Origin of the sequence: Amycolatopsis sp. NPDC026612, assembly GCF_040638285.1 — a bacterium.
Taxonomy (GTDB): Bacteria; Actinomycetota; Actinomycetes; order Mycobacteriales; family Pseudonocardiaceae; genus Amycolatopsis.
Map to the genome: position 1 here is coordinate 17,319 of NZ_JBEZYB010000028.1, position 19,438 is coordinate 36,756.

Annotated in this window: 21 protein-coding genes and 1 pseudogene; 13 read left to right on the forward strand and 9 right to left on the reverse strand. The window is 71.6% G+C overall.

Annotated elements, in window-relative coordinates; translation table 11 throughout:
* Positions 1 to 27 precede the first annotated feature (27 nt).
* The 9 genes from truB (at position 28) to AB0F15_RS24450 (ending at position 8,524) form a co-directional block, all read left to right on the forward strand.
* Positions 28 to 933, forward strand: a complete 906-nt coding sequence (truB, locus tag AB0F15_RS24410; RefSeq protein WP_360274415.1) for a tRNA pseudouridine(55) synthase TruB — start codon at positions 28 to 30, stop codon at positions 931 to 933.
* Positions 934 to 961: 28 nt separating this feature from the next.
* Positions 962 to 1,945 (forward strand): bifunctional riboflavin kinase/FAD synthetase, encoded by a 984-nt coding sequence (locus AB0F15_RS24415; protein WP_360274418.1) that lies wholly within the window; start codon positions 962 to 964, stop codon positions 1,943 to 1,945.
* An 83-nt stretch (positions 1,946 to 2,028) separates the two neighbouring features.
* Positions 2,029 to 2,502, forward strand: coding sequence for a helix-turn-helix transcriptional regulator (locus AB0F15_RS24420; protein ID WP_328451585.1), 474 nt, complete (start codon positions 2,029 to 2,031; stop codon positions 2,500 to 2,502).
* Positions 2,502 to 3,005: an RNA 2',3'-cyclic phosphodiesterase gene (gene thpR, locus AB0F15_RS24425; RefSeq protein WP_360274422.1), complete on the forward strand. Its 504-nt coding sequence runs from the start codon at positions 2,502 to 2,504 to the stop codon at positions 3,003 to 3,005. The genes AB0F15_RS24420 and thpR overlap by 1 nt, the downstream gene beginning before the upstream one ends.
* Before the next feature lie 131 nt (positions 3,006 to 3,136).
* Positions 3,137 to 3,406 carry a 30S ribosomal protein S15 gene (rpsO, locus tag AB0F15_RS24430; RefSeq protein WP_003084034.1) on the forward strand — a complete coding sequence of 90 codons (270 nt, stop codon included), beginning with the start codon at positions 3,137 to 3,139 and terminating at the stop codon, positions 3,404 to 3,406.
* Positions 3,407 to 3,635: 229 nt separating this feature from the next.
* Positions 3,636 to 5,894 carry a polyribonucleotide nucleotidyltransferase gene (locus AB0F15_RS24435; protein WP_360274425.1) on the forward strand — a complete coding sequence of 753 codons (2,259 nt, stop codon included), beginning with the start codon at positions 3,636 to 3,638 and terminating at the stop codon, positions 5,892 to 5,894.
* Positions 5,895 to 5,979: 85 nt separating this feature from the next.
* Positions 5,980 to 7,344, forward strand: a complete 1,365-nt coding sequence (locus AB0F15_RS24440) for a pitrilysin family protein (protein ID WP_360274428.1) — start codon at positions 5,980 to 5,982, stop codon at positions 7,342 to 7,344.
* Positions 7,341 to 8,081: a 4-hydroxy-tetrahydrodipicolinate reductase gene (dapB, locus tag AB0F15_RS24445; protein WP_360274431.1), complete on the forward strand. Its 741-nt coding sequence runs from the start codon at positions 7,341 to 7,343 to the stop codon at positions 8,079 to 8,081. Before AB0F15_RS24440 ends, dapB begins: the two co-directional genes overlap by 4 nt.
* On the forward strand, positions 8,078 to 8,524 hold the full coding sequence (locus AB0F15_RS24450) for a tetratricopeptide repeat protein (RefSeq protein ID WP_360274434.1): 447 nt from the start codon (positions 8,078 to 8,080) through the stop codon (positions 8,522 to 8,524). Before dapB ends, AB0F15_RS24450 begins: the two co-directional genes overlap by 4 nt.
* 55 nt (positions 8,525 to 8,579) lie before the next feature.
* Here AB0F15_RS24450 and AB0F15_RS24455 read toward each other — a convergent pair whose 3' ends face one another.
* Positions 8,580 to 9,098 (reverse strand): hypothetical protein, encoded by a 519-nt coding sequence (locus tag AB0F15_RS24455; protein ID WP_360274436.1) that lies wholly within the window; start codon positions 9,096 to 9,098, stop codon positions 8,580 to 8,582.
* A gap of 246 nt (positions 9,099 to 9,344) precedes the next feature.
* Here AB0F15_RS24455 and AB0F15_RS24460 point away from each other — a divergent pair.
* Positions 9,345 to 9,647: pseudogene (locus AB0F15_RS24460) on the forward strand (GtrA family protein); the annotation flags it as partial.
* Between the two features lie 75 nt (positions 9,648 to 9,722).
* On the opposite strand, the gene AB0F15_RS24465 reads toward AB0F15_RS24460, so the two are convergent.
* A complete protein-coding gene (locus tag AB0F15_RS24465) occupies positions 9,723 to 10,280 on the reverse strand; it encodes a GNAT family N-acetyltransferase (RefSeq protein WP_360274439.1) in 558 nt (185 codons plus the stop codon).
* Positions 10,281 to 10,339: 59 nt separating this feature from the next.
* On the opposite strand from AB0F15_RS24465, the gene AB0F15_RS24470 reads away from it, so the two are divergent.
* Positions 10,340 to 11,554 carry a crosslink repair DNA glycosylase YcaQ family protein gene (locus AB0F15_RS24470; protein WP_360274442.1) on the forward strand — a complete coding sequence of 405 codons (1,215 nt, stop codon included), beginning with the start codon at positions 10,340 to 10,342 and terminating at the stop codon, positions 11,552 to 11,554.
* A gap of 209 nt (positions 11,555 to 11,763) precedes the next feature.
* Here AB0F15_RS24470 and AB0F15_RS24475 read toward each other — a convergent pair whose 3' ends face one another.
* From AB0F15_RS24475 to AB0F15_RS24505, 7 genes are all read right to left on the reverse strand, one after another.
* The gene (locus AB0F15_RS24475) at positions 11,764 to 12,216 is read right to left on the reverse strand and encodes a zf-HC2 domain-containing protein (protein WP_360274445.1); all 453 of its coding nucleotides are present in this window, start codon (positions 12,214 to 12,216) and stop codon (positions 11,764 to 11,766) included.
* Positions 12,213 to 12,722: a sigma-70 family RNA polymerase sigma factor gene (locus AB0F15_RS24480; RefSeq protein WP_360274592.1), complete on the reverse strand. Its 510-nt coding sequence runs from the start codon at positions 12,720 to 12,722 to the stop codon at positions 12,213 to 12,215. Before AB0F15_RS24480 ends, AB0F15_RS24475 begins: the two co-directional genes overlap by 4 nt.
* Positions 12,723 to 12,737: 15 nt before the next feature.
* On the reverse strand, positions 12,738 to 13,535 hold the full coding sequence (locus AB0F15_RS24485) for an enoyl-CoA hydratase-related protein (RefSeq protein ID WP_360274448.1): 798 nt from the start codon (positions 13,533 to 13,535) through the stop codon (positions 12,738 to 12,740).
* Positions 13,536 to 13,545: 10 nt separating this feature from the next.
* Positions 13,546 to 14,805 carry a hypothetical protein gene (locus AB0F15_RS24490; RefSeq protein WP_360274451.1) on the reverse strand — a complete coding sequence of 420 codons (1,260 nt, stop codon included), beginning with the start codon at positions 14,803 to 14,805 and terminating at the stop codon, positions 13,546 to 13,548.
* Positions 14,802 to 16,346, reverse strand: a complete 1,545-nt coding sequence (locus AB0F15_RS24495) for an amino acid adenylation domain-containing protein (protein WP_360274453.1) — start codon at positions 16,344 to 16,346, stop codon at positions 14,802 to 14,804. The genes AB0F15_RS24490 and AB0F15_RS24495 overlap by 4 nt, the downstream gene beginning before the upstream one ends.
* A gap of 234 nt (positions 16,347 to 16,580) precedes the next feature.
* A complete protein-coding gene (locus AB0F15_RS24500) occupies positions 16,581 to 17,504 on the reverse strand; it encodes a DUF4097 family beta strand repeat-containing protein (RefSeq protein WP_360274456.1) in 924 nt (307 codons plus the stop codon).
* Positions 17,505 to 17,516: 12 nt separating this feature from the next.
* Positions 17,517 to 18,032, reverse strand: coding sequence for a toxin-antitoxin system HicB family antitoxin (locus AB0F15_RS24505; RefSeq protein WP_360274459.1), 516 nt, complete (start codon positions 18,030 to 18,032; stop codon positions 17,517 to 17,519).
* Positions 18,033 to 18,151: 119 nt separating this feature from the next.
* On the opposite strand from AB0F15_RS24505, the gene thyX reads away from it, so the two are divergent.
* Both thyX and AB0F15_RS24515 read left to right on the forward strand, forming a co-directional pair.
* Positions 18,152 to 18,904 (forward strand): FAD-dependent thymidylate synthase, encoded by a 753-nt coding sequence (thyX, locus tag AB0F15_RS24510; RefSeq protein WP_360274461.1) that lies wholly within the window; start codon positions 18,152 to 18,154, stop codon positions 18,902 to 18,904.
* Complete coding sequence (locus AB0F15_RS24515) at positions 18,904 to 19,299, forward strand: ACT domain-containing protein (protein ID WP_360274463.1); 396 nt, start codon at positions 18,904 to 18,906, stop codon at positions 19,297 to 19,299. The genes thyX and AB0F15_RS24515 overlap by 1 nt, the downstream gene beginning before the upstream one ends.
* Positions 19,300 to 19,438 lie beyond the last annotated feature (139 nt).

Sequence of the window (19,438 nt, forward strand, 5' to 3'; positions counted from 1 at the left end):
GGACCGGCGGCCGCTAGGGTTTGCCGCGTGTCGAGCCCGAAACCGCCCCGCCGTCCTGCCCCGCCACCCGGCCTGCTCATCGTCGACAAGCCCGCCGGGATGACGTCCCACGACGTCGTCGCCCGCGCTCGCCGCATCATGGGCACCCGCAAGGTGGGGCACGCCGGCACGCTCGACCCGATGGCGACCGGGGTGCTGGTGCTCGGCATCGAACGCGCCACCAAGCTGCTCGGCCACCTGGCGCTGGACCGCAAGACGTACCTGGCCACGCTGAGCCTCGGCAGCAGCACCACGACCGACGACGCCGAGGGTGAAGTCCTCACGCAGGCCGGGACCGCGAACGTGACGGACGAAGACATCGCCGTCGGTGTCGCGAAGCTGACCGGCGACATCCAGCAGGTGCCCAGCGCGGTCAGCGCGGTCAAGATCGACGGCAAGCGCGCCTACGCCCGCGTCCGCGCCGGCGAGGACGTCGTGATCCCGGCCCGCCCGGTCACCGTCTACCGCTTCGACGTCCTCGCCGTCCGCCACGAGGAGGACCACGTCGAGGTCGACGCGGTCGTCGAGTGCTCGTCCGGCACCTACGTCCGCGCGCTGGCCCGCGACCTCGGCGCGGACCTCGGCGTCGGCGGCCACCTGAAGGCCCTCCGGCGCACCACGGTCGGTCCCTTCACCCTGGCCAGGGCGAGGACGCTCGACCAGCTCGAAGAGCAGCCCGAACTGAGCCTGGACCTCGACGCCGCCGTCGCCGCGGCCTTCCCGCGGCGCGACCTCGACGCCGCGACGGCGAAGGCGGTCCGCCACGGCCAGCGCATCCCGGCGGCGGGGCTCGAGGGCACCTACGGGGTCTTCGGGCCCGACGGCCGGGTGCTCGCACTGGCCGCCGACGAACAAGGCGTGTCCCGCGCAGTGGTCGTGTTGCTGCCCGCCTAGGGTGAGCTCGAGAAGACGGGAGTGCGACGTGCTGCGGTGGCGTGGACTGGGGGACCTTCCCGGCGGCTGGGGCCGGTGCGTGGTCACCATCGGCGTGTTCGACGGTGTGCACCGCGGGCACCAGGAGCTGATCGGCCGGACGGTGGCGGCGGCGGCCGAACGCGGCCTGCCGAGCGTCATGCTGACGTTCGACCCGCACCCGTCGGAGGTGCTGCGCCCGGGCAGCCACCCGGCGCAGCTGACGACGCTGCGGCGCAAGGCGGAGATCGTCGAAGGACTCGGCATCGACGTCTTCTGCGTGCTGCCGTTCACCTTGGAGCTGTCCCGGCTGCAGCCGGAGGAGTTCGTGCACGAGGTGCTGGTCGACCGGCTGCACGCGGCCGCGGTGATCGTCGGCGACAACTTCACCTTCGGCAACAAGGCGGCCGGGAACGTCGAGCTGCTCCGCACCCTCGGCCGCCGGTTCGGTTTCGCCGCGTACGGCGCCGAGCTGCAGGGCAAGGAACTGTCCGAAGAGGACCAGTCCGCGATCACCTTCTCGAGCACTTACGTCCGGTCGTGCATCGACGCCGGTGACGTCGCCGCCGCCGCCGAAGCCCTGGGCCGCCCGCACCGTCTCGAAGGGATCGTCGTCCGCGGCGACGGCCGGGGCCACGAGCTCGGCTACCCCACGGCGAACCTGTCGACGCCGCGCTTCGCGGCCGTCCCGGCCGACGGCGTGTACAGCGCGTGGTTCACTCGTTCGGCTGACCCGCAGCGCCGGCTGCGCGCCGCGGTCTCGGTGGGCACCAATCCCACCTTCTCCGGGCGCGAACGGACCGTCGAGGCGTTCGTCCTCGACGTCGAAGAGGACTTCTACGGCCAGCACGTGGCGATCGACTTCGTGGCGCGGCTGCGCGACCAGGTGCGGTTCGCCGACTCGGCCGGGCTGGTCGCGCAGATCGACGAGGACGTCGTCGAGACGAGAAAGGCACTCGAAGTGCCCCCGGACGCCCTGACCGGGGACGAATAGGGGATTCCGCGTCCGACCACGTGACAGCGGTGGCAAGATGCTCACGGGCGGTGTGCGCCGACAGGGTAGGGGGAGCGGAACTGGTGGAGGACCACAAGATCGTCCAGCGCAACATCGCGTTGCAGCGCGAGTGGTACGGGGAGCCGCTCGGTGACCGCGTGCGCCGGCTCGTCGTCGCGTTCGACGTTTCGCAGGCGTTCCTGGCCGAAGTCCTCGGCATCAGTGCCCCCATGCTCAGCCAGGTGATGAGCGGGCGCCGCGCGAAGATCGGCAACCCGGTCGTGCTGGCCAGGATGATCATGCTCGAGCGCAAGATCCTGGTGCCCGAGGTCGCCGCCGGCAACCGCGACGCGATGCTGGCCGCGATGGAGGACGTCCGCGACTCCCGGCCCACCGTCGGCCGCGACAACATCCCGGTCGTCAACGAAGACCAGAAGGTCCTCGCCTACCTGCGTGACCTGGCCGAGGACGAGGACCTCGGCGAGGCCGCCAAGCGGCTCGACGACGAGTTCCCGGCCATCGCCGACCTGCTGCGCCGGGCGGGCCACGGCGGCTGATGCCGGTCCTGTTCAGCGCGCTGGTCCCGCCGGCCGACGTCGTCGAAGCGGTCGCCGAGGCCCTCGGCGATCCCGGGGACGGCCTGCGCTGGGAGCCGCCGGAGCGCTGGCACATCACCCTGGCCTACTACGGGCCGGACGACGGGGAGATCCGGGCCGCGTGGCTCGCGGACCGGCTGGCCGGGCGGGCGGGCGTCGACGTCCGCCTGGAAAAGGCCGCGACGTTCCCCGGGGTGCTGTGGTTGACTGCTGCCGGAGCGGAACTGACGCCGCTCGCGCTCGCCGCGGGGGCCGGCGCCGAGCCGAGGCCTTACCGGGCCCATCTGACGCTCGCGCGGTTCCCCCGGGAAGAACCGGCGCTCGCCGCGCGTTGGACCGGGGAGCTGGCCGGCTTCACGAGCCGGAGCTGGCGGGCCGCCGAGGTGGTGCTGATGGCCAGCGAACGCGGGCCGGGCGGTCCCCGGTACCGGGTGGTCCGCGCCTTCGGGCTGGACGGCGCCTGAAGACCCTGTTCAGCGGGCTGGTAACCTCAACGATCGGGTCCGGCTGCAGTCCGTGGCGGCCGTGACCGTCTTCCCGGCGTGCATCCACGCCCGGGGCCGCACGGCACTGATCATTTCGAGGAGCAACACAAGTGGCGCTGTCCACCGAAGAGAAGAAGTCGATCCTGGCCGAGTACGGCGTGCACGACTCGGACACGGGATCCCCCGAGGCCCAGGTCGCGCTGCTGACCAAGCGGATCGTCGGCCTCACCGAGCACCTCAAGGCTCACAAGCACGACCACCACTCGCGTCGCGGGCTCCTGCTGCTGGTCGGCCGTCGCCGCCGGCTGCTGAACTACGTGATGAAGGTGGACATCGAGCGTTACCGTGCGCTGATCCAGCGCCTCGGCCTGCGCCGATAGCTCGAACCCGAGGGGGAGTGGCCGCCGGTCGCTCCCCCTCGGTGCACAACCCCAGAACGGCGCGAGCGCGCACGAGGAACCGTCCGCCGGTCCTCGGTAGTGGCTCCCGGGAAGAGTCCCGTGGGCTTCGATCGAAGACCGGCATCACTCCTCGAGCGTCCTCAGCGAAACGGGTCCCAGGGTGGGAGACTCGCGTCGGATAGAAGGAACTAAAGAGGAGAAACACCATATGACCGACTCCACCGGAGTCACCGTGCACGAGACCGAAGCCGTGATCGACAACGGCCGGTTCGGCACCCGCACCGTCCGCTTCGAGACCGGCCGCCTGGCCAAGCAGGCCGCCGGCGCCGTCGTCGCGTACCTCGACGAAGAGACCATGCTGCTCTCGGCGACGACCGCGTCGAAGCACCCGAAGGACCACTTCGACTTCTTCCCCCTGACGGTGGACGTCGAGGAGCGCATGTACGCGGCCGGCCGCATCCCCGGCGCGTTCTTCCGCCGCGAGGGCCGCCCGTCGACCGACGCGATCCTGACCTGCCGCCTGATCGACCGGCCGCTGCGCCCGTCGTTCACCGACGGTCTCCGCAACGAGATCCAGGTCGTCATCACCGTCCAGAGCCTCAACCCGGACGACCCCTACGACGTGCTGGCGATCAACGCCGCGTCGGCCTCCACCCAGATCGCCGGCCTGCCGTTCTCCGGCCCGGTCGGCGGCGTGCGCGTCGCGCTGGTCGAGGACCAGTGGGTCGCGTTCCCGACCTGGTCGCAGCTGGCGAAGGCGACCTTCAACATGGTCGTCGCGGGTCGCATCGTCGGTGACGACGTCGCGATCATGATGGTCGAGGCCGAGGGCACCGACAACACGCTCGACCTGATCGCCGAAGGCGGCAAGGCGCCGGACGAGGTCTCGGTCGCCGAGGGCCTCGAGGCGTCCAAGCCGTTCATCAAGGTGCTGTGCGAGGCCCAGCAGAAGCTGGCCGACGTGGCCGCCAAGCCGACCGGCGAGTTCCCGGTCTTCCTGGCCTACGAGCAGGACGCCTTCGAAGCCGTCGCCGCGATCGCGACCGACGACCTGGCGAACGCGCTCCAGATCGCCGGCAAGCAGGACCGTGACGCCGCGACCGACCAGGTCAAGGCCGCCGTGCTGGAGAAGGTCGGCGTCGGCGAGGGCGAAGCCTTTGAGGGCCGCGAGAAGGAGATCGGCGCCGCGTTCAAGGCGCTGTCCAAGAAGGTCATGCGCAAGCGCGTCCTCACGGACAAGATCCGCATGGACGGCCGCGGCCTCACCGACATCCGGTCGCTGTCCGCCGAGGTCGCCGTGATCCCGCGGGCGCACGGCTCGGCGCTGTTCGAGCGCGGCGAAACCCAGATCCTGGGCGTCACCACGCTGAACATGCTTCGCCTGGAGCAGCAGATCGACTCGCTGTCCCCGGAGACGCACAAGCGCTACATGCACCACTACAACTTCCCGCCGTTCTCCACCGGCGAGACCGGCCGCGTCGGTTCGCCGAAGCGCCGCGAAATCGGCCACGGCATGCTCGCCGAGCGCGCCCTGGTGCCGGTGCTGCCGAAGCGGGACGAGTTCCCGTACGCGATCCGTCAGGTCTCCGAGGCGCTGGGCTCCAACGGCTCGACCTCGATGGGTTCGGTCTGCGCGTCCACGATGAGCCTGTACAACGCCGGCGTGCCGCTGAAGGCGCCGGTCGCGGGCATCGCGATGGGCCTCATCTCCGACGAGGTCGACGGTGAGACCCGCTACGTCGCGCTGACCGACATCCTCGGTGCCGAGGACGCCATGGGCGACATGGACTTCAAGGTCGCCGGCACCAAGGACATCATCACCGCGCTGCAGCTGGACACGAAGCTCGACGGCATCCCCTCCGAGGTGCTCGCCGCCGCGCTGAAGCAGGCGAAGGACGCTCGCCTCACCATCCTGGAGGTCATCGCCGAGGCGATCGACAGCCCGGACGAGATGAGCCCGTACTCGCCGCGCGTCACCAGCGTGAAGATCCCGGTGGACAAGATCGGCGAGGTCATCGGCCCGAAGGGCAAGATGATCAACTCGATCACCGAGCAGACCGGTGCCGACATCTCCATCGAGGACGACGGCACGATCTACGTGGGCGCGGCCGACGGCCCGTCGGCGGAGGCGGCGATCGACCTGATCAACGCCATCGCCAACCCGCAGCTGCCCAAGGTCGGCGAGCGCTTCCTCGGCACCGTGGTGAAGACGGCCGCGTTCGGCGCGTTCGTCTCGCTGCTGCCGGGCAAGGACGGCCTGGTGCACATCTCCAAGCTGGGCAACGGCAAGCGGATCAGCAAGGTCGAAGACGTGGTCAACGTGGGCGACAAGCTCCGCGTCGAGATCGCCGACATCGACAACCGCGGCAAGATCAGCCTGATCGTCGTCAAGGAAGACGACGCGGCCGAGGCGGCCCCGGCCGCCGACGCGCCCGCAGCCGACGCCGAGAAGGCCGACGCCAAGTAAGACAGCTCGTTGGTCCGTGAAGGCCTCCTTACCGGCGTCCACAGCTGGTAGGGAGGCCTTCACGGCATTCGTGAGTAAGGAACCCATGGCACGGCAGGTTTCCGGGCACGAGCAGCCCGTCGGCACCACCCGCACGCTGGAGTCCACTTCGGACGGTGCGGTCGTCAAGCGCAGCGTCCTGCCGGGCGGTCTGCGGGTGATCACCGAGCACGTCCCCGCGTCCCGCTCGGCCACGGTCGGGCTGTGGGTCGGCATCGGTTCCCGCGACGAGCCGGTCGCCGTCGCCGGTGCCGCGCACTACCTCGAGCACCTGCTGTTCAAGGGCACGAAGAACCGCGACGCCAAGCAGATCGCGGAGGAGGTCGACGCCGTCGGCGGCGAGTTCAACGCCTTCACGGCCAAGGAGCACACCTGCTACTACGCGCAGGTGCTCGACGCCGACCTCCCGCTCGCCGTAGACCTGGTGACCGATGTCGTGTTCGAGGCGCTGTGCACCGACCGCGACATGGACATGGAACGCAGTGTCGTCCTCGAAGAGATCTCGATGCGCGACGACGATCCCGAGGACCTGCTGCACGAGACGTTCGTGACCGCGATCCTCGGTGACCACCCGCTCGGCCGCCCGGTGCTCGGCACCGAGAAGTCGATCGTGGAAATGTCACCGTCGGCGTTGCGGAGCTTCTACAAGCGCCGGTACACGCTGCCGCGGATGGTGCTGGCGGTGGCCGGGAACGTCGACCACAACCAGGTGCTGCGGCTGGTGCGCAAGGCGTTGAAGGACCGGCTGGCCGGGACCGCGACGCCGGTGGCGCCGCGTGAGGGCCGCGCCCGGATCAAGACCGTGCCGAAGCTGGCGCTGCACACCGACGACACCGAGCAGGCGCACGTCATGCTGGGCCTGCGGTCGCTGTCGCGCCACGACGACCGCCGGTTCGCGCTGTCGGTGCTGAACGCGGCGCTCGGCGGCGGGATGAGCTCGCGGCTGTTCCAGGAGATCCGGGAGCAGCGCGGGCTGGCCTACCAGGTGTACTCGTCGGTCGCGAGCTACGCCGACACCGGGCACATGGCCGTGTACGCGGGCTGTCAGCCGGAAAAGCTCGGCGACGTCGCCGGCGTCATCCGCGAGGTGCTCGACAAGGTCGGCGTCGACGGCCTGACCGACGCCGAGGTCGCCCGCGCCAAGGGCCAGCTGCGCGGCGGGATCGTGCTGGGCCTGGAGGACACGTCGTCGCGGATGTCGCGGATCGGCAAGAACGAGCTCAACTACGGCCACTACCTGGGGGTCGACGACACGATCGCGCGGATCGACGCGGTGACCACCGACGAGGTGTGTGCGCTCGCTCGCAGTTTGTTCGCGCGGCCGGGTGGGGTCTCGGCGGCGGCGGTCGTCGGGCCGTACGCTCACGCCGACGACCTTCCGGACGACCTGCACGAGGTGATCGCTTCATGACCATCAACGTCGGTGTGCTCGGCGCGCGCGGCCGGATGGGCGCGACGGTGGTGAACGCCGTCGAAGGCGCTTCGGACCTGAAGCTCGTCGCGGCGCTGGACACGGGTGACGACTTCGCGGCGCTGGCGGACGCCCAGGTCGTCGTCGACTTCACCCACCCCGACGCCGTCATGGACAACCTGAAGTACCTGGTGGCGCACGACATCCACGCGGTCGTCGGCACCACCGGCTTCAGCGATGCGCGGCTGGCCGAGGTGCGGGCGTTGCTGGAGCCGAAGCCGGAGCTGGGGGTGCTGGTCGCGCCGAACTTCGCCCTCGGCGCGGTGCTGGCGATGCGCTTCGCGGCCCAGGCGGCGAAGTTCTACGCCTCCGCCGAGATCATCGAGCTGCACCACAACCGCAAGGCCGACGCCCCTTCGGGCACCGCCGCGCACACCGCCCGGATGATCGCCGCCGCGCGCGCCGAGGCGGGCGTGACGCCGGGTCCGGACGCGACGACGGCCGAGCTGGACGGCGCCCGCGGTGCTTCGGTCGAGGAGGTCCGCGTGCACTCGGTCCGGCTGCCGGGGCTGGTCGCGCACGAGGAGATCCTGTTCGGCGGCGAGGGGGAGACCCTGACCATCCGCCACGACTCGCTCGACCGGACGTCGTTCATGCCGGGTGTGCTGCTCGGCGTCCGCACGGTGCTGACGCGCCCCGGCCTGACGGTCGGCCTGGAAAACGTCCTCGACCTGTGAAGGCCCGGAACGTCGCGCTGCTGCTGACGGCGGCGCTGCTGGTGTACCTCGTCCTGCTCGCGGACCGGGCGTTCGCGCTGTTCAAGACGGGGACGGGCGCCGGCATCGCCTTGGGGGCGGGCGTGCTGCTGCTGCCCGTGCTGGGCGTCTGGGTCGTCGTCATGACGTGGCGCAACGGCCTGCAGGTCCAGCGCCTGTCCCGGCGCCTGGACGCCGAGGGCGCGCTCCCGGACGTCGCGGACCTGCCGCGCCGGCCTTCGGGGCGCGTGGATCGCGAGGCGGCCGACGCGTGGTTCGAAGAGCGCCGCGCGGAAGCCGAGGCCGACCAGGACAACTGGCGGGTCTGGTACAAGCTCGCGTACGCGTACGACATCGCGGGCGACCGCCGCCGGGCGCGCGAGACGATGAAGAAAGCCGTGGAACTGGAGGCGGCGGACCGCTGACTTCCATCGGTGTCCGGACACGCGAGCCGGCGCACGAGCTGCGCGCCGCGGAGCGTCAGTGGTGCAGCCAGCCCGCGAACACCGCGGGTGAAGCCGCGATCAAACTGAACCGGATCCACCGTCCGGCCAGTCCTGTGGTCAGGAAGGTCGCGAGCCGCATCCGGACCAGGCCCGCCAGCACGCTCGTCGCCATGAACGGCGGCAGGCCCACCAGGGAACTCACCCCGTACGTCCCGGCCATCCAATGCGGGTGCCGTAGGCAGCGCTCGCGCAGGCGCTCGACCCACCCGCGCAGCCGCTTGGTGCGCAGCTCCCAGCGCACCCGCCGCGGCGTCATCGGGCGCTCGCGGTGCAGCCGGTCGTGCAGCGGCTTCGGCAGTTTGATCGTGCCGCGGGCGGCCAGGTAGTACAGCGTCTTCCCGGCGATCTGCCCGACCGCCACCGCCGCCCCGAGCCACAGCCAGTGCAGGCCCGGCTGGCTCGCGCACAACCCGAGCAAGAACACTTCGGCGTTGATCAGCGGCACGATGGCCGAACCGAACGCGACGCCCAGCGTCAGCAGGATCCAGCTCATCGTGTCACCTCCCGAAAATCACTCGCGTTCTTCCAAGTTATCAGTTCGAAATCTCCGCGCACTGGTGTTGGCCCCACCTTTCGGCCGGTGGCGGGCACCAGAAGATCACCTGCCGGACGGATTGCCGTCACCCGCCACTGGAACGCTGGCGGGGTGGCCGTCGAGCAACCCCGTACGCCCGCTGACCGATTCGGCGCCCTGTGCCGGACCGTCGTGCGCTTCCTGCCGCTGGGTTTGCCGCGGATCGTGGCGCCGACCTTTCTCGGGTTCTGCCTCGTCAACGGCGGCACGTTCGGCGTCGATCTCGCGCTGCTGACCATCTTTCACGGCCTGTTCGGCTGGCCGGTGTGGCTGGCGATCACGCTGGCGTACGGCTGTGCGTTCGGGCTGAGCTTCGTGCTGAACCGGACGTTCAACTTCCATTCCCACGCCCCCGTGGGAATCCAGCTGGCGCTTTACATAGTGGCGATTGCTGTCAATTACGCCGTGTTTCCGCTGGGTGTGGGCGCGGGACTGACGGCCCTGGGCGTCGAATACCACGTCTCACGGCTGCTGGCGGGCGCCGGCGAAGGCGCGTTCATGTACGCCGTGCTCCGGTGGGTGGTCTTCCGGGACGCGGCGGGCTCAGGCGAGGCCGAGGTCGAGGGTGCCGGTGAGCCGGACCTCGCGGACCGTGCGCTCGCCGGTGTCGAGGGTGCGGACGGTGCCGTCAGGGTTCCAGCCCGCCCGGCGGTAGAAGCCGAGGGTGGCGTGGTCGCCCTGGGCGACCCAGGCGATGCCGCGGCCGGCGCCGTCGGCCCGCAGGCCCGCGGCGGCCGTCGCGAGTAGCCGCCCGGCGTGGCCGCGGCGGCCCCAGCGCGGCTCGACGAGCAGCGTGGCGATCAGGCCGGTGGTCTCGGCGTCCTCGGGCAGGCTGCCGTCGGCCGCGGCGACCTCGTCTTCGGGCGCGCGGCCCGCGACGCAGAAACCGACGGTGAACTCACCCTCGGTGGCGACGTAGACGAGGCTGCCGGGGTAGTCGATCGTCTCGGCCCAGGTGCCGGCGAGGTCGGTGGCGTCCAGCTGGGCGAGGGCCTGCTTGCCGAGCAGGTCTTCGTAGGCGGCGTGCCAGGTTTCGCGCTGGATGCGGGCGATCTCCGCGGCGTCGGAGAGGTCGGCGGGACGGACGGCGGCGTCGCTCATAAGGGGTGAATCTAGTGGTGCGCGTTTTTGTCGGTGGTGGGTGGCACCATGAGCGGACCATGCAAACGATCAGCGTCTCGACGGCCCGGAAGACGTTCCTGGCCGCACAGGGCTTCACCGACCCGCGTCCGTCGGCCGTGCCGTCACGGCAGCACCTGAAACGGGTGCTTTCGCGAGTCCGGCTGCTGCAGCTGGACTCGGTGAACGTCGCGGTCCGGGCGCACTACATGCCGGTGTTCTCCCGCCTGGGCGCGTACGACCCGGCACTGCTCGACGCGGCGGCGTGGGCGCACTCGCCGCGCCGGCCGCGGCTGCTGGTGGAGACGTGGGCGCACGAGGCGAGCCTCCTGCCGATCGAGGACTGGCCGCTGATCCGCTCGGGGGCGAAGCGCGAGGGCTGGTGGCGGCACTACGGCCCGCTGATCGAGAAGTCGCCGGGGCTGGTCGACGAGATCCTGTCGGTGGTCAAGGAGCTGGGCCCGATCGGCGCGGGCGGCATCGAACGCGCGGTGGAAGCGGACGCGCAGCGGCGGGGGCCGGGCTCGTGGTGGGAGCGGTCGGAGGTCAAGCGCGTCTGCGAGTACCTGTTCGGCATCGGCCTGCTGACCACGGGCACGCGGCGGTCGTTCGAGCGGCTCTACGATCTGACCGAGCGGGTCGTCCCGCCGGAAATCCTGGCGGTTTCGGTGTCGCCGGAAGAGGGCGCGCGCGCCTTGATCGAGCGCTCGGCGCGGGCACTGGGCGTGGCCACGGAGACGGACCTGCGCGACTACTACCGCCTCGGCCCCGCCCCGGCCCGCCAGGCGGTGGCGGAGCTGGTGGAGTCCGGGATCCTGGAGCCGGTCGCGGTCCGCGGCTGGAAGCCGGTGGCGTACCGGCACACGGCGGCCCGCACCCCGAGGTCGGTGCCGGGCCGGGCGCTGCTGTGCCCGTTCGACCCGCTGATCTGGGAGCGGTCCCGCACCGAGCGGCTGTTCGGCTTCCGCTACCGGATCGAGATCTACGTCCCGGAGCCGAAGCGGGTGTACGGGTACTACGTGTTCCCGTTCCTGCTGGACGGTGAGCTGGTCGCGCGCGTGGACCTGAAGTCCGACCGCGCGGCGGGAGTGCTGCGGGTCCAGGGAGCATTCGCCGAGGAGGGCGCGGACGTGGCCCGCGTCCTCCCGGAACTGGCGGCCGAGCTGCGCCACATGGCGGAGTGGCTCGGCTTGTCCGGCGTGGCAGTGGGCGCGCGCGGCGACCTTGCGGCCCCGTTGGCGAAGCTGGTGCGCTGAGGTCCGTGGCTTGCCGGTCCGTGGCCGACCACCGGACCCGGCCGCCGCAAGTGTTGCCGCCGGTGGCGATCACGGCTGGTGACCAGGCTCGGCCACCGCGCTGAGTCATCGAGTCCGGTCGCCGCGCGTGGTTGCGGGATCTGGCGATCGCCCCGACCTCCCGCCGCCGGCCCGCCCGGCCGAGGTGGCCGAGCAGCCGGAACTTCGAATCACCGTCGCCCGGGGACGTCGGGGCCGGTCGACGGACCCTCGCTCGGCGTCGTGGCCGGAGCCGAGGTGGTGTCGATCCGCGGGACCTGCGAACACGGCTGCCCGAGGATCCGGCTCCCGGCCACCGCTCCGGCCAAAGCCGTCGCGGCGAGCGCGGCGGCGACGCGGGCGCGGGCTCGCCGCCGGTCCGTCCGGGCCGCGCGGACCAGCCCCGGCAGCAGCGCCGCCGGTACCGGTCGCCCGGCCCGCCCGGCCGGGCCGAGGAGTTCCACCGTCGTTTCGCGCGGCACCGCCGACAAGATCCCCGGCATTCCCGCGAACGACGCGACCGCCGCGGCGCACCGCCGGCAGCGAGCGAGGTGCCGTTCGTACTCCCGGCGTTCAGCGGGGGACAGGGCGCCGAGGACGTACGCGGCGTCCCAGTCGCGGTACGGATCCGCTGGCGCGCTCACCGGCTGGTCAGCCCCCTCTCCTGGAGGGCCAGCCGCAGGGCGCGGAGGCCGTAGAACAGCCGGGACCGCACCGTTCCCGCCGGCACCTCCAGTTCCGCCGCCAGCTCGGCGACCGACTGCCCCATGTAGTACGCGCGGACGATGACCGTGCGGTGGTCCTCGGTCAGCTGGGTGAGGACGTCGGTGATCACCCAGGCGTCCAGCGCCGAGTCGATCGGGTCGGAGCGCGACACGTCCGGCAGGTCGGTCGAGCGCACCTCCCGCCGCGAGCGCGCACTGCGGCGTTCGTCGATCACCACGTTGCGGGCCACCGTGAACAGCCAGGCGCGCGACGCCGGCTCACCCTGCTCGAGGATCGCCGGGCTGTTCCACAGCCGCAGCAAGGATTCCTGGACGACGTCCTGAGCGAGCTGGTCGTCCCCGGTCAGGCGCAGGGCGTACCGCCACAGCGCGGGCGCGTGCTGGTCGTGCAGCGCCTGCAGCAGGGCGGTGTGCGTCTCGTTGATGGCGCACCCACCCGGTCAGTGGCCGACGGCTCTGCTGCCGAACGCCGGTTCGCGTTTGCCGAGGAACGCGTCGGTGCCCTCGCGCATGTCGGGACTGGTGAACGCCGAACGGAACGCCGAGAGCTCCAGTTCCAGGCCGGCGTCCACGGTGCGGCCGCGGCCGGCGTTCAGCGCGCTCTTGGCCAGCGCCACCGCGTCCCGGGAATTGCGGGACACTGCCGTGATCGTGGCGCGGGCCCCGGCGAGCATGGCTTCGCGGCTGTCGAACAGTTCGGTGACGAGGCCGATCCGCTGTGCCTCCGCGGCGTCGACGTGCCGGCCGGTGAAGATCAGCTCGCGGGCTCGGCCGGGCCCCACCTGGCGGCGCAGCCGGACGCAGCCACCGAACCCCGGGATCAGCCCGAGCAGGACCTCCGGCTGGCCGAAGACCGCCTTCGGGGTGGCGTAGACGAAGTCGCACGCGAGCGCGAGTTCGCAGCCCCCGCCGAGCGCGTAGCCGTCCACGCAGGCGATCACCGGCACCGGCAGCCGTTCGAGCGCCCGGGTGACCTCCTGGCCGAGCGCGCCGAACCGCGCTCCCCGCTCCGGATCCAGCGCGGCCATTTCGCGGATGTCGGCGCCCGCGACGAAGGCCGGGCCCGGCGCGCCGGTGAGGACGACGCCCGCGACCGCCGGGTTCCCGGCCAGCTCGGAGCAGGCGGCGAGCAATTCGGAGAGCACCTGCGACGACAACGCGTTGCGCGCCCGTGGCCGGTCCACGGTCACGGTCGCGACGGGCGCCCGCAGGTCGACTACGACGGTCCGGTCAGCCATGCTGTCTCCCTCACGAGTCCCAGATCGCGCCGAAGGCCGGAATCCCGCGGGCTTCCAGCGCTTCGACGACGTGCCACGTCGTCTTCTTGTTCGAAATGCAGATCACTGCTTCCGCGCCGAAGTCCCGGTGCGCGCTCAGGGCCAGTGCGACCAGATCGGGTTTGCCGGCGCTGTCGGTGTCCCACACGACGGCGTCCGGCTGGACGGCGAGGATTTCGTCGACGAGCTCGTCGCCGTAGGTGCGCCGGGGGTGGCGGGTGGACCACACGAGCCGGGACGGTGTCTCCCGGGAGAGCAGGTGCGGCAGGCACGGGCCGATCCCGCTGCCGGTGGCCACCCAGACCACCCGGCGGAACAGCTTGTCGATGTTGCCCACGCCGGCGGTCGGGATGCCCTTCACCCACAGGTGCGACGGCAGGTCGTCGATCAGGGCACCGGTCCAGTCACCGGCCCGGGACACGGTCAGCCGGAACCCGGTGCGCCCGGGCGCGGGCACGTTGGCGAAGGAATGCCACTCCCGCAACGGGTTGCGGCTCAGCGCGGTGGACGAGCCGGCGAACGGCGTGACGCCGTAGTCGAAGGACAGCAGAGCCACGTGCGGCGAAGGGCGCGAAATCCGGACCGGCACCCGGCGCAGCCGCAGCCACGGCAGAGCGACGCTCGTGACGACGACCAGCAGCACCCAGAACGGACCCGAGCCGGGGAAGACCTTCCCGGTGGCGTCGGCCAGCAGCACCGAGTGGAGGGCGAACAGCACCAGCAGCGACCAGCCGCCGAACCGGTGGGAGCGCTCGAACAGGTCGTGCCGGCGGGCCCGCACGCGGGGCAGCGCGAGCACGACCACGACGGCGAGGACGCCCGCGATCGCCCAGGTGGTCAGCAGCAGCGGCGCCGGTCCGCCGCGGGCGGTGAGCACGGCGGTGAGCACCAGGAACCACGCGGTGGCGCAGAGCGTCCCGCCGACGTGCAGGCCGCCGAAGTGGTACACCTTGCCCAGCGTCCAGCGCAGCCGCAGCGATCGCCGCACCGGTACGGCGGTGGCCAGCCGGAACAGCAGGTTGATCACCAGCTGCTGGCGGATCAGCACGGCCAGTGCCAGGTTCCCCAGTACCAGCCAGGTGAGGACGCCGAGGTCGAGCGGGCCGGCGGTGGCGGCGACGGCGTTGCCGGCCACCACCGCGGCGGCCAGCCGGTTGTGGTGCGTCCACGGCCGTCGTCGCAGCCGGGCCCGTACGGATTTCGACGGGACGACCGTGAGCGTGGTGGTCATGCCACCGTCTCCGCCGGCTCGCGGCTGTCCAACCGGGACAACAGGGCGTGCCGGTCGACCTTGCCCCGCTCGGTCAGCGGCAGGCGATCGACCGGGACGATCATCGTCGGCACGCTGTAGTACGGCAGCGCGGCCTCGGCCGAGCGCCGGACCAGCCCGGGATCGGCCGTCGAGGGGGTGACGAAGCCGACGAGCCCGCCGTCGTACAGCAGGGTGGCCGCCCGTTCGCAGCCCGGAGCCCGCTCCAGCGTGGCGGTGACGGCGTCCAGTTCGACGCGGAAGCCGCGGACCTTGACCTGGTCGTCGGTCCGCCCGTGGTGCTCCAGCTGACCGTCCGCGGTCCAGCGAACGAGGTCCCGGGTGCGGAACATCCGGTGCGCGCCGCCGAGGAACGGGTCCGGGCGGTAGCGCTCGGCGGTGAGGGCCTCGTCGCCGGTGTAGCCCGCCGTGACGCACGCGCCGCCGGCCCACATTTCCCCGACCTGCCCGATCGGGCACGGGGCCAGCTCGTCGTCGAGCACGTACACCGTGGTGTTCGGCACCGGGCGGCCGATGGTCAGCTTGCCGCGCCGGGGATCGAAGCGCTGGACCGTGTTGACGATGGTGACTTCGGTGGGGCCGCAGGCGTTGTGGAAGCTCGCCCGCCGCGACCAGGCTTCGGCCAGCGCGGCCGGGCACCGTTCGCCCGCCACGGCGACGGTCCGCACCCGCGGGCAGGCCGCCGGATCCACTGTGGACAATACGCCCGGGGTGGCGATGACGACGTCGGCCTCGCGGGCGGTCTCCTCGATGTCCTTGCCGCGGATCACCAGGCAGCCACCGTGGGCCAGCGTCCCCAGGATTTCCCAGGCGGCCATGTCGAAGGCGATGTTCAGAAGCTGCGCGACGCGGTCGCCGGGCCGGATGCCGAGCGAGCCCGGTGCGGTCAGCAGGACATTGCCGAGGTTCGCGTGGGTGACCTGCACGCCGTTGGGCCGTCCGGTCGTCCCGGACGTGAAGATCACCATCGCGGTGCCGCCGCCGGCCGCCGGCGGCGCGCCGGGGCGGCCGGGGCGCGGGTGCTCGGCGTCGATGGCGACGACGTGGCCGAGCCCCGCGGGGAGCGCGGAGGCGTGCTCGCGGGTGGTCAGGACGACGTCGATGCCCGCGGTGGCCACGATGTGCTTCAGCTGGGGTGCGGGGGCGATCCGGATGTCCTGCGGCACGTACGCCGCGCCCGCCCGGAGCACGGCGAGGATGCCGACCACCATCGGGATCGACCGCGTGAGGAACAGGCCGACGTGCTGCCCGGGCCGCACCCCGAGTCCGGCGAGCGTGGCGGCGAGTGCGGCCGACCGGCGTTCGAGCCCGGCATAGGTGAGCGATTCACCCGAGTGCCTCACGGCGAGTGCGTCCGGACGGGCCCGCGCTTGCGCCAATACGGCGTCGTGAATGCGGCGGAAGGGGACAGGAGCGGGCTTTCCGGTGCCGAACCGCTGGAACAGCGCGCGGTCGCCGTCGGTCAGGCCCTGCAGCGAGGTGGGGCGGATCGTCGCGGTCACCCGGTAACCTTTCGCCAAGCCGAGGCGGTCAACCGATGTGAACGAGACAGCATCGCGATCCGTTCAAGGCGAATCCGAGAAAGTAGGCAATTCCTCGGGTGTAACCAGCTGAAACAGCTTTTCGACGAATTCACCCTTCGTTCGCCGGATTTCTGTGGAGCGCTTTCTCTGGTATTCCGCGCGAACGGGCCGTTCCCGGCACCCCCGCCGGGAACGGCCCGTCCCTCCCCTGGTTCAGCCCGCGGCGCGCGTCACCACGGCGTTGCCGGTGCCCGTGCGGGCGCGGACTTTCAGCGTCACGCCGCCTTCGGGCGCGGTGTCGGCGACGTCCAGCTCGCTGGAAACCCGGCCGCCGCTGGAGGTCAGGTCGACTTCGGCGGCCGTGCCGCCGCGGATGCCGATCCGGACCTCGCCGGAGCCGGTGATCAGGTCGAGCGAGCCCGACGCGGCGTCGGCCACCGACAGGTCGCCGCTGCCCGTGCGGGCCATCACTTCGCCGGAGACCGCGCCCAGCCAGACGTCGCCGGTGCCGGTGGCCAGCGACGCGGACCCGGCGATCGACGACGCCTCGACGTGGCCGCTGCCGCTGCGCAGCTGCAGGCCGCCCAGTGTCGGGCCGAGCTTGATGCCGCCGCTGCCGGTGCGGATCGTGGCCGAGCCGTCGGCGCGGTCGAGCTTGACCTCGCCCGAGCCGGTCAGCAGGTCGACGCGGCCGGCCGAGCCGGTCACCGTGACGTCCGCCGCGCCCGCCCGCACGGTGACGTGCGAGCCCGCCGGCGCGTGCACCTTCACCGCGAGGGCGACGTTGCGCAGCTGCCACGCCTTCGGCGCGCTCACGACCAGGCGGTTGCCGAGCTTCTCGAGCCGGCTCTGCCGCACCGCCTCGGCGGGCGAGGCCGCCGGGTCGACGCCGAGCTGGTCGCCGAAGCGTTCGCCGACCCAGGACAGCAGGTTGTTGACCCCGGCCACCCAGGGTTGCTGCTCGCCCTGGTCGTGCCGCAGCTCCACGCGCGCGCCGGAGTCGCCGTCGAGAACGACCTCGACGCGGCCGATCGTGACGCTGACATCGAGCTCCAGCGGGACGTCGGTCTCGAACTCGTCGACCCGGACCAGTTCGTCGTTCGGCTCTTCCGCGGGTGTCGTCTGTTCTTCACTCATCTTCTCGTCCCCTCAGCTCTCGACCCAGCCGTGCAGGTGCGACCCGCTCCGGTCGTCCTTGGCGTGGTGCTTGTGGCCTCCGCCGCCGAGCGCGCCGTGGCCCAGTGCGCCCTGGACCGCCTGCGAAACGAACGTGTTCAGCGAGACGCCCTGGGCCGCTGCCGCGCGTTCGGCCTGGCCCTTGATCTGCTCGACCAGCCGGAGCGTGATCCGGCTGATGTCACCGCCGTCGAGGGGCGGTGGCGGTGTGGTGTCACGTGGTGTCGTGCGTGACGTCGGCTCTTCGGCAGTGCCGGAGACGACCACGCGGACGTCGCGGCCGTCGAGCCGGACGTCCACCACCTGGCCCGGCAGGGCGGCCGTGACCTCGGCGGCGAGGTCGGCAAGGGCGTTCATCAGGGTCAGGCGGACGGCGGGTTCGAGCGCGGAGGACAGCAGCGCGGCCGCCCGCCGGGTGTGCTCGTCCCCGGCGGCAGCCGTGTTCGCGAGGTCCTCGCGAAGGTTGGCGATGTACGGCGTCAGGTCCATGACACCACTATGACGTCATCGGTGACGTCAGTCAAGGCTGTCGTGATGTCACGTGTCCCCCGGGAGTGCACGGCCCCGCGAGGTTAGGCTGCGGCAGTGCCGGGAGAAGGAGTGCTGACGTGACCGGAACCGTGTCACCCAGAGTGCAGCTGATCGCGAAGACCGAGTTCTTCCCGCCCGAGGACGTGCCGTGGTCGACCGACGCGGACGGCGGCGAAGCGCTCGCCGAGTTCGCCGGGCGCGCCTGCTACCAGTCCTGGACCAAGCCGAACCCGGCCACCGCCACCAACGCCGGCTACCTCGAGCACATCATCGACGTCGGCCACCTTTCGGTGCTGGAGCACGGGTCGGTGACCTTCTACATCACCGGGATCTCCCGGTCGCTGACCCACGAGCTGATCCGGCACCGCCACTTCTCGTATTCGCAGCTCTCGCAGCGCTACGTCCCGGAGCGCGACGCCGAGTTCGTCGAGCCCGAGGTGATCGCGAACGACCCGGTGCTGCACGAGAAGTTCGTCGCCGCGACCCGGGCGAGCGTCGACGCCTACACGGAGCTGCTGGCCGGGCTCGAGGAGAAGTTCGCCGACGTCCCCGGCGCGACCCTGCGCCGCAAGCAGGCCCGCCAGGCGGCCCGCGCCGTGCTGCCGAACGCGACCGAAACGCGCGTCGTGGTGACGGGGAACTACCGCGCCTGGCGCCACTTCGTCGCGATGCGCGCCACCGAGCACGCGGACGTCGAAATCCGCGAACTGGCCGTGGAATGCCTGCGGCAGCTGCAGAAAGCCGCGGCGAACGTGTTCGCGGACTTCACCATCTCGACGCTGCCGGACGGCACCGAGATCGCCACGAGCCCGAAGGTGCTGGAAGGCTGATGAAGCGACTCGCGATCGACGTCCGGCCCGGCGAGTACGCCGTCGTGCGGCTGCCCGCGGACGCCGCGGTGCCCGCCGAGCTGTTCGAGCCCGGCGAAGCCCTGGTGTCGGTGACCCGGACCCCCGAAGAACTGTCCGTCATCTGCCCCGCCGGCCGCGAGCCCGCCGGCAGCACGGCGGCCGAGGACGGCTGGCGGCTGCTGTCGGTCCGCGGCCCGCTGGAGTTCACGCTCACCGGCATCATCGCCGCGCTGGCCTCGGAGCTGGCCGCGGCCGGGGTCGCGTTGTTCTCGATGTCGACGTTCGACACCGACCACATCCTGGTCCGCGCCACCGACCTCGACCACGCGGTCACCGCCCTGCGCGAATCCGGCCACGAGGTCGCCCACCCCTGACGCGCGTCGTTCGTGAAGGCCACCTCGACTTCTTCGAGGTGGCCTTCACGGCTTTTCGGGGTACCCGGGCGCCAGGGTGGGAGCCATCACCCTTGAAAACCAAAGTTCGGCATGCCTAAACTTCGGTTTAGGATCCCCG

Excerpts from the sequence above, each read along its gene's own strand:
- AB0F15_RS24485 (WP_360274448.1), bottom strand. The coding sequence starts at position 13,535 with ATGGCTGACCGGACCGTCGTAGTCGACCTGCGGGCGCCCGTCGCGACC.
- AB0F15_RS24440 (WP_360274428.1), top strand. The coding sequence starts at position 5,980 with ATGGCACGGCAGGTTTCCGGGCACGAGCAGCCCGTCGGCACCACCCGC.
- dapB (WP_360274431.1), top strand. The coding sequence starts at position 7,341 with ATGACCATCAACGTCGGTGTGCTCGGCGCGCGCGGCCGGATGGGCGCG.
- AB0F15_RS24470 (WP_360274442.1), top strand. The coding sequence starts at position 10,340 with ATGCAAACGATCAGCGTCTCGACGGCCCGGAAGACGTTCCTGGCCGCA.
- thpR (WP_360274422.1), top strand. The coding sequence starts at position 2,502 with ATGCCGGTCCTGTTCAGCGCGCTGGTCCCGCCGGCCGACGTCGTCGAA.
- AB0F15_RS24490 (WP_360274451.1), bottom strand. The coding sequence starts at position 14,805 with ATGACCACCACGCTCACGGTCGTCCCGTCGAAATCCGTACGGGCCCGG.
- AB0F15_RS24455 (WP_360274436.1), bottom strand. The coding sequence starts at position 9,098 with ATGAGCTGGATCCTGCTGACGCTGGGCGTCGCGTTCGGTTCGGCCATC.
- AB0F15_RS24465 (WP_360274439.1), bottom strand. The coding sequence starts at position 10,280 with ATGAGCGACGCCGCCGTCCGTCCCGCCGACCTCTCCGACGCCGCGGAG.
- AB0F15_RS24505 (WP_360274459.1), bottom strand. The coding sequence starts at position 18,032 with ATGGACCTGACGCCGTACATCGCCAACCTTCGCGAGGACCTCGCGAAC.
- AB0F15_RS24515 (WP_360274463.1), top strand. The coding sequence starts at position 18,904 with ATGAAGCGACTCGCGATCGACGTCCGGCCCGGCGAGTACGCCGTCGTG.
- AB0F15_RS24435 (WP_360274425.1), top strand. The coding sequence starts at position 3,636 with ATGACCGACTCCACCGGAGTCACCGTGCACGAGACCGAAGCCGTGATC.
- AB0F15_RS24500 (WP_360274456.1), bottom strand. The coding sequence starts at position 17,504 with ATGAGTGAAGAACAGACGACACCCGCGGAAGAGCCGAACGACGAACTG.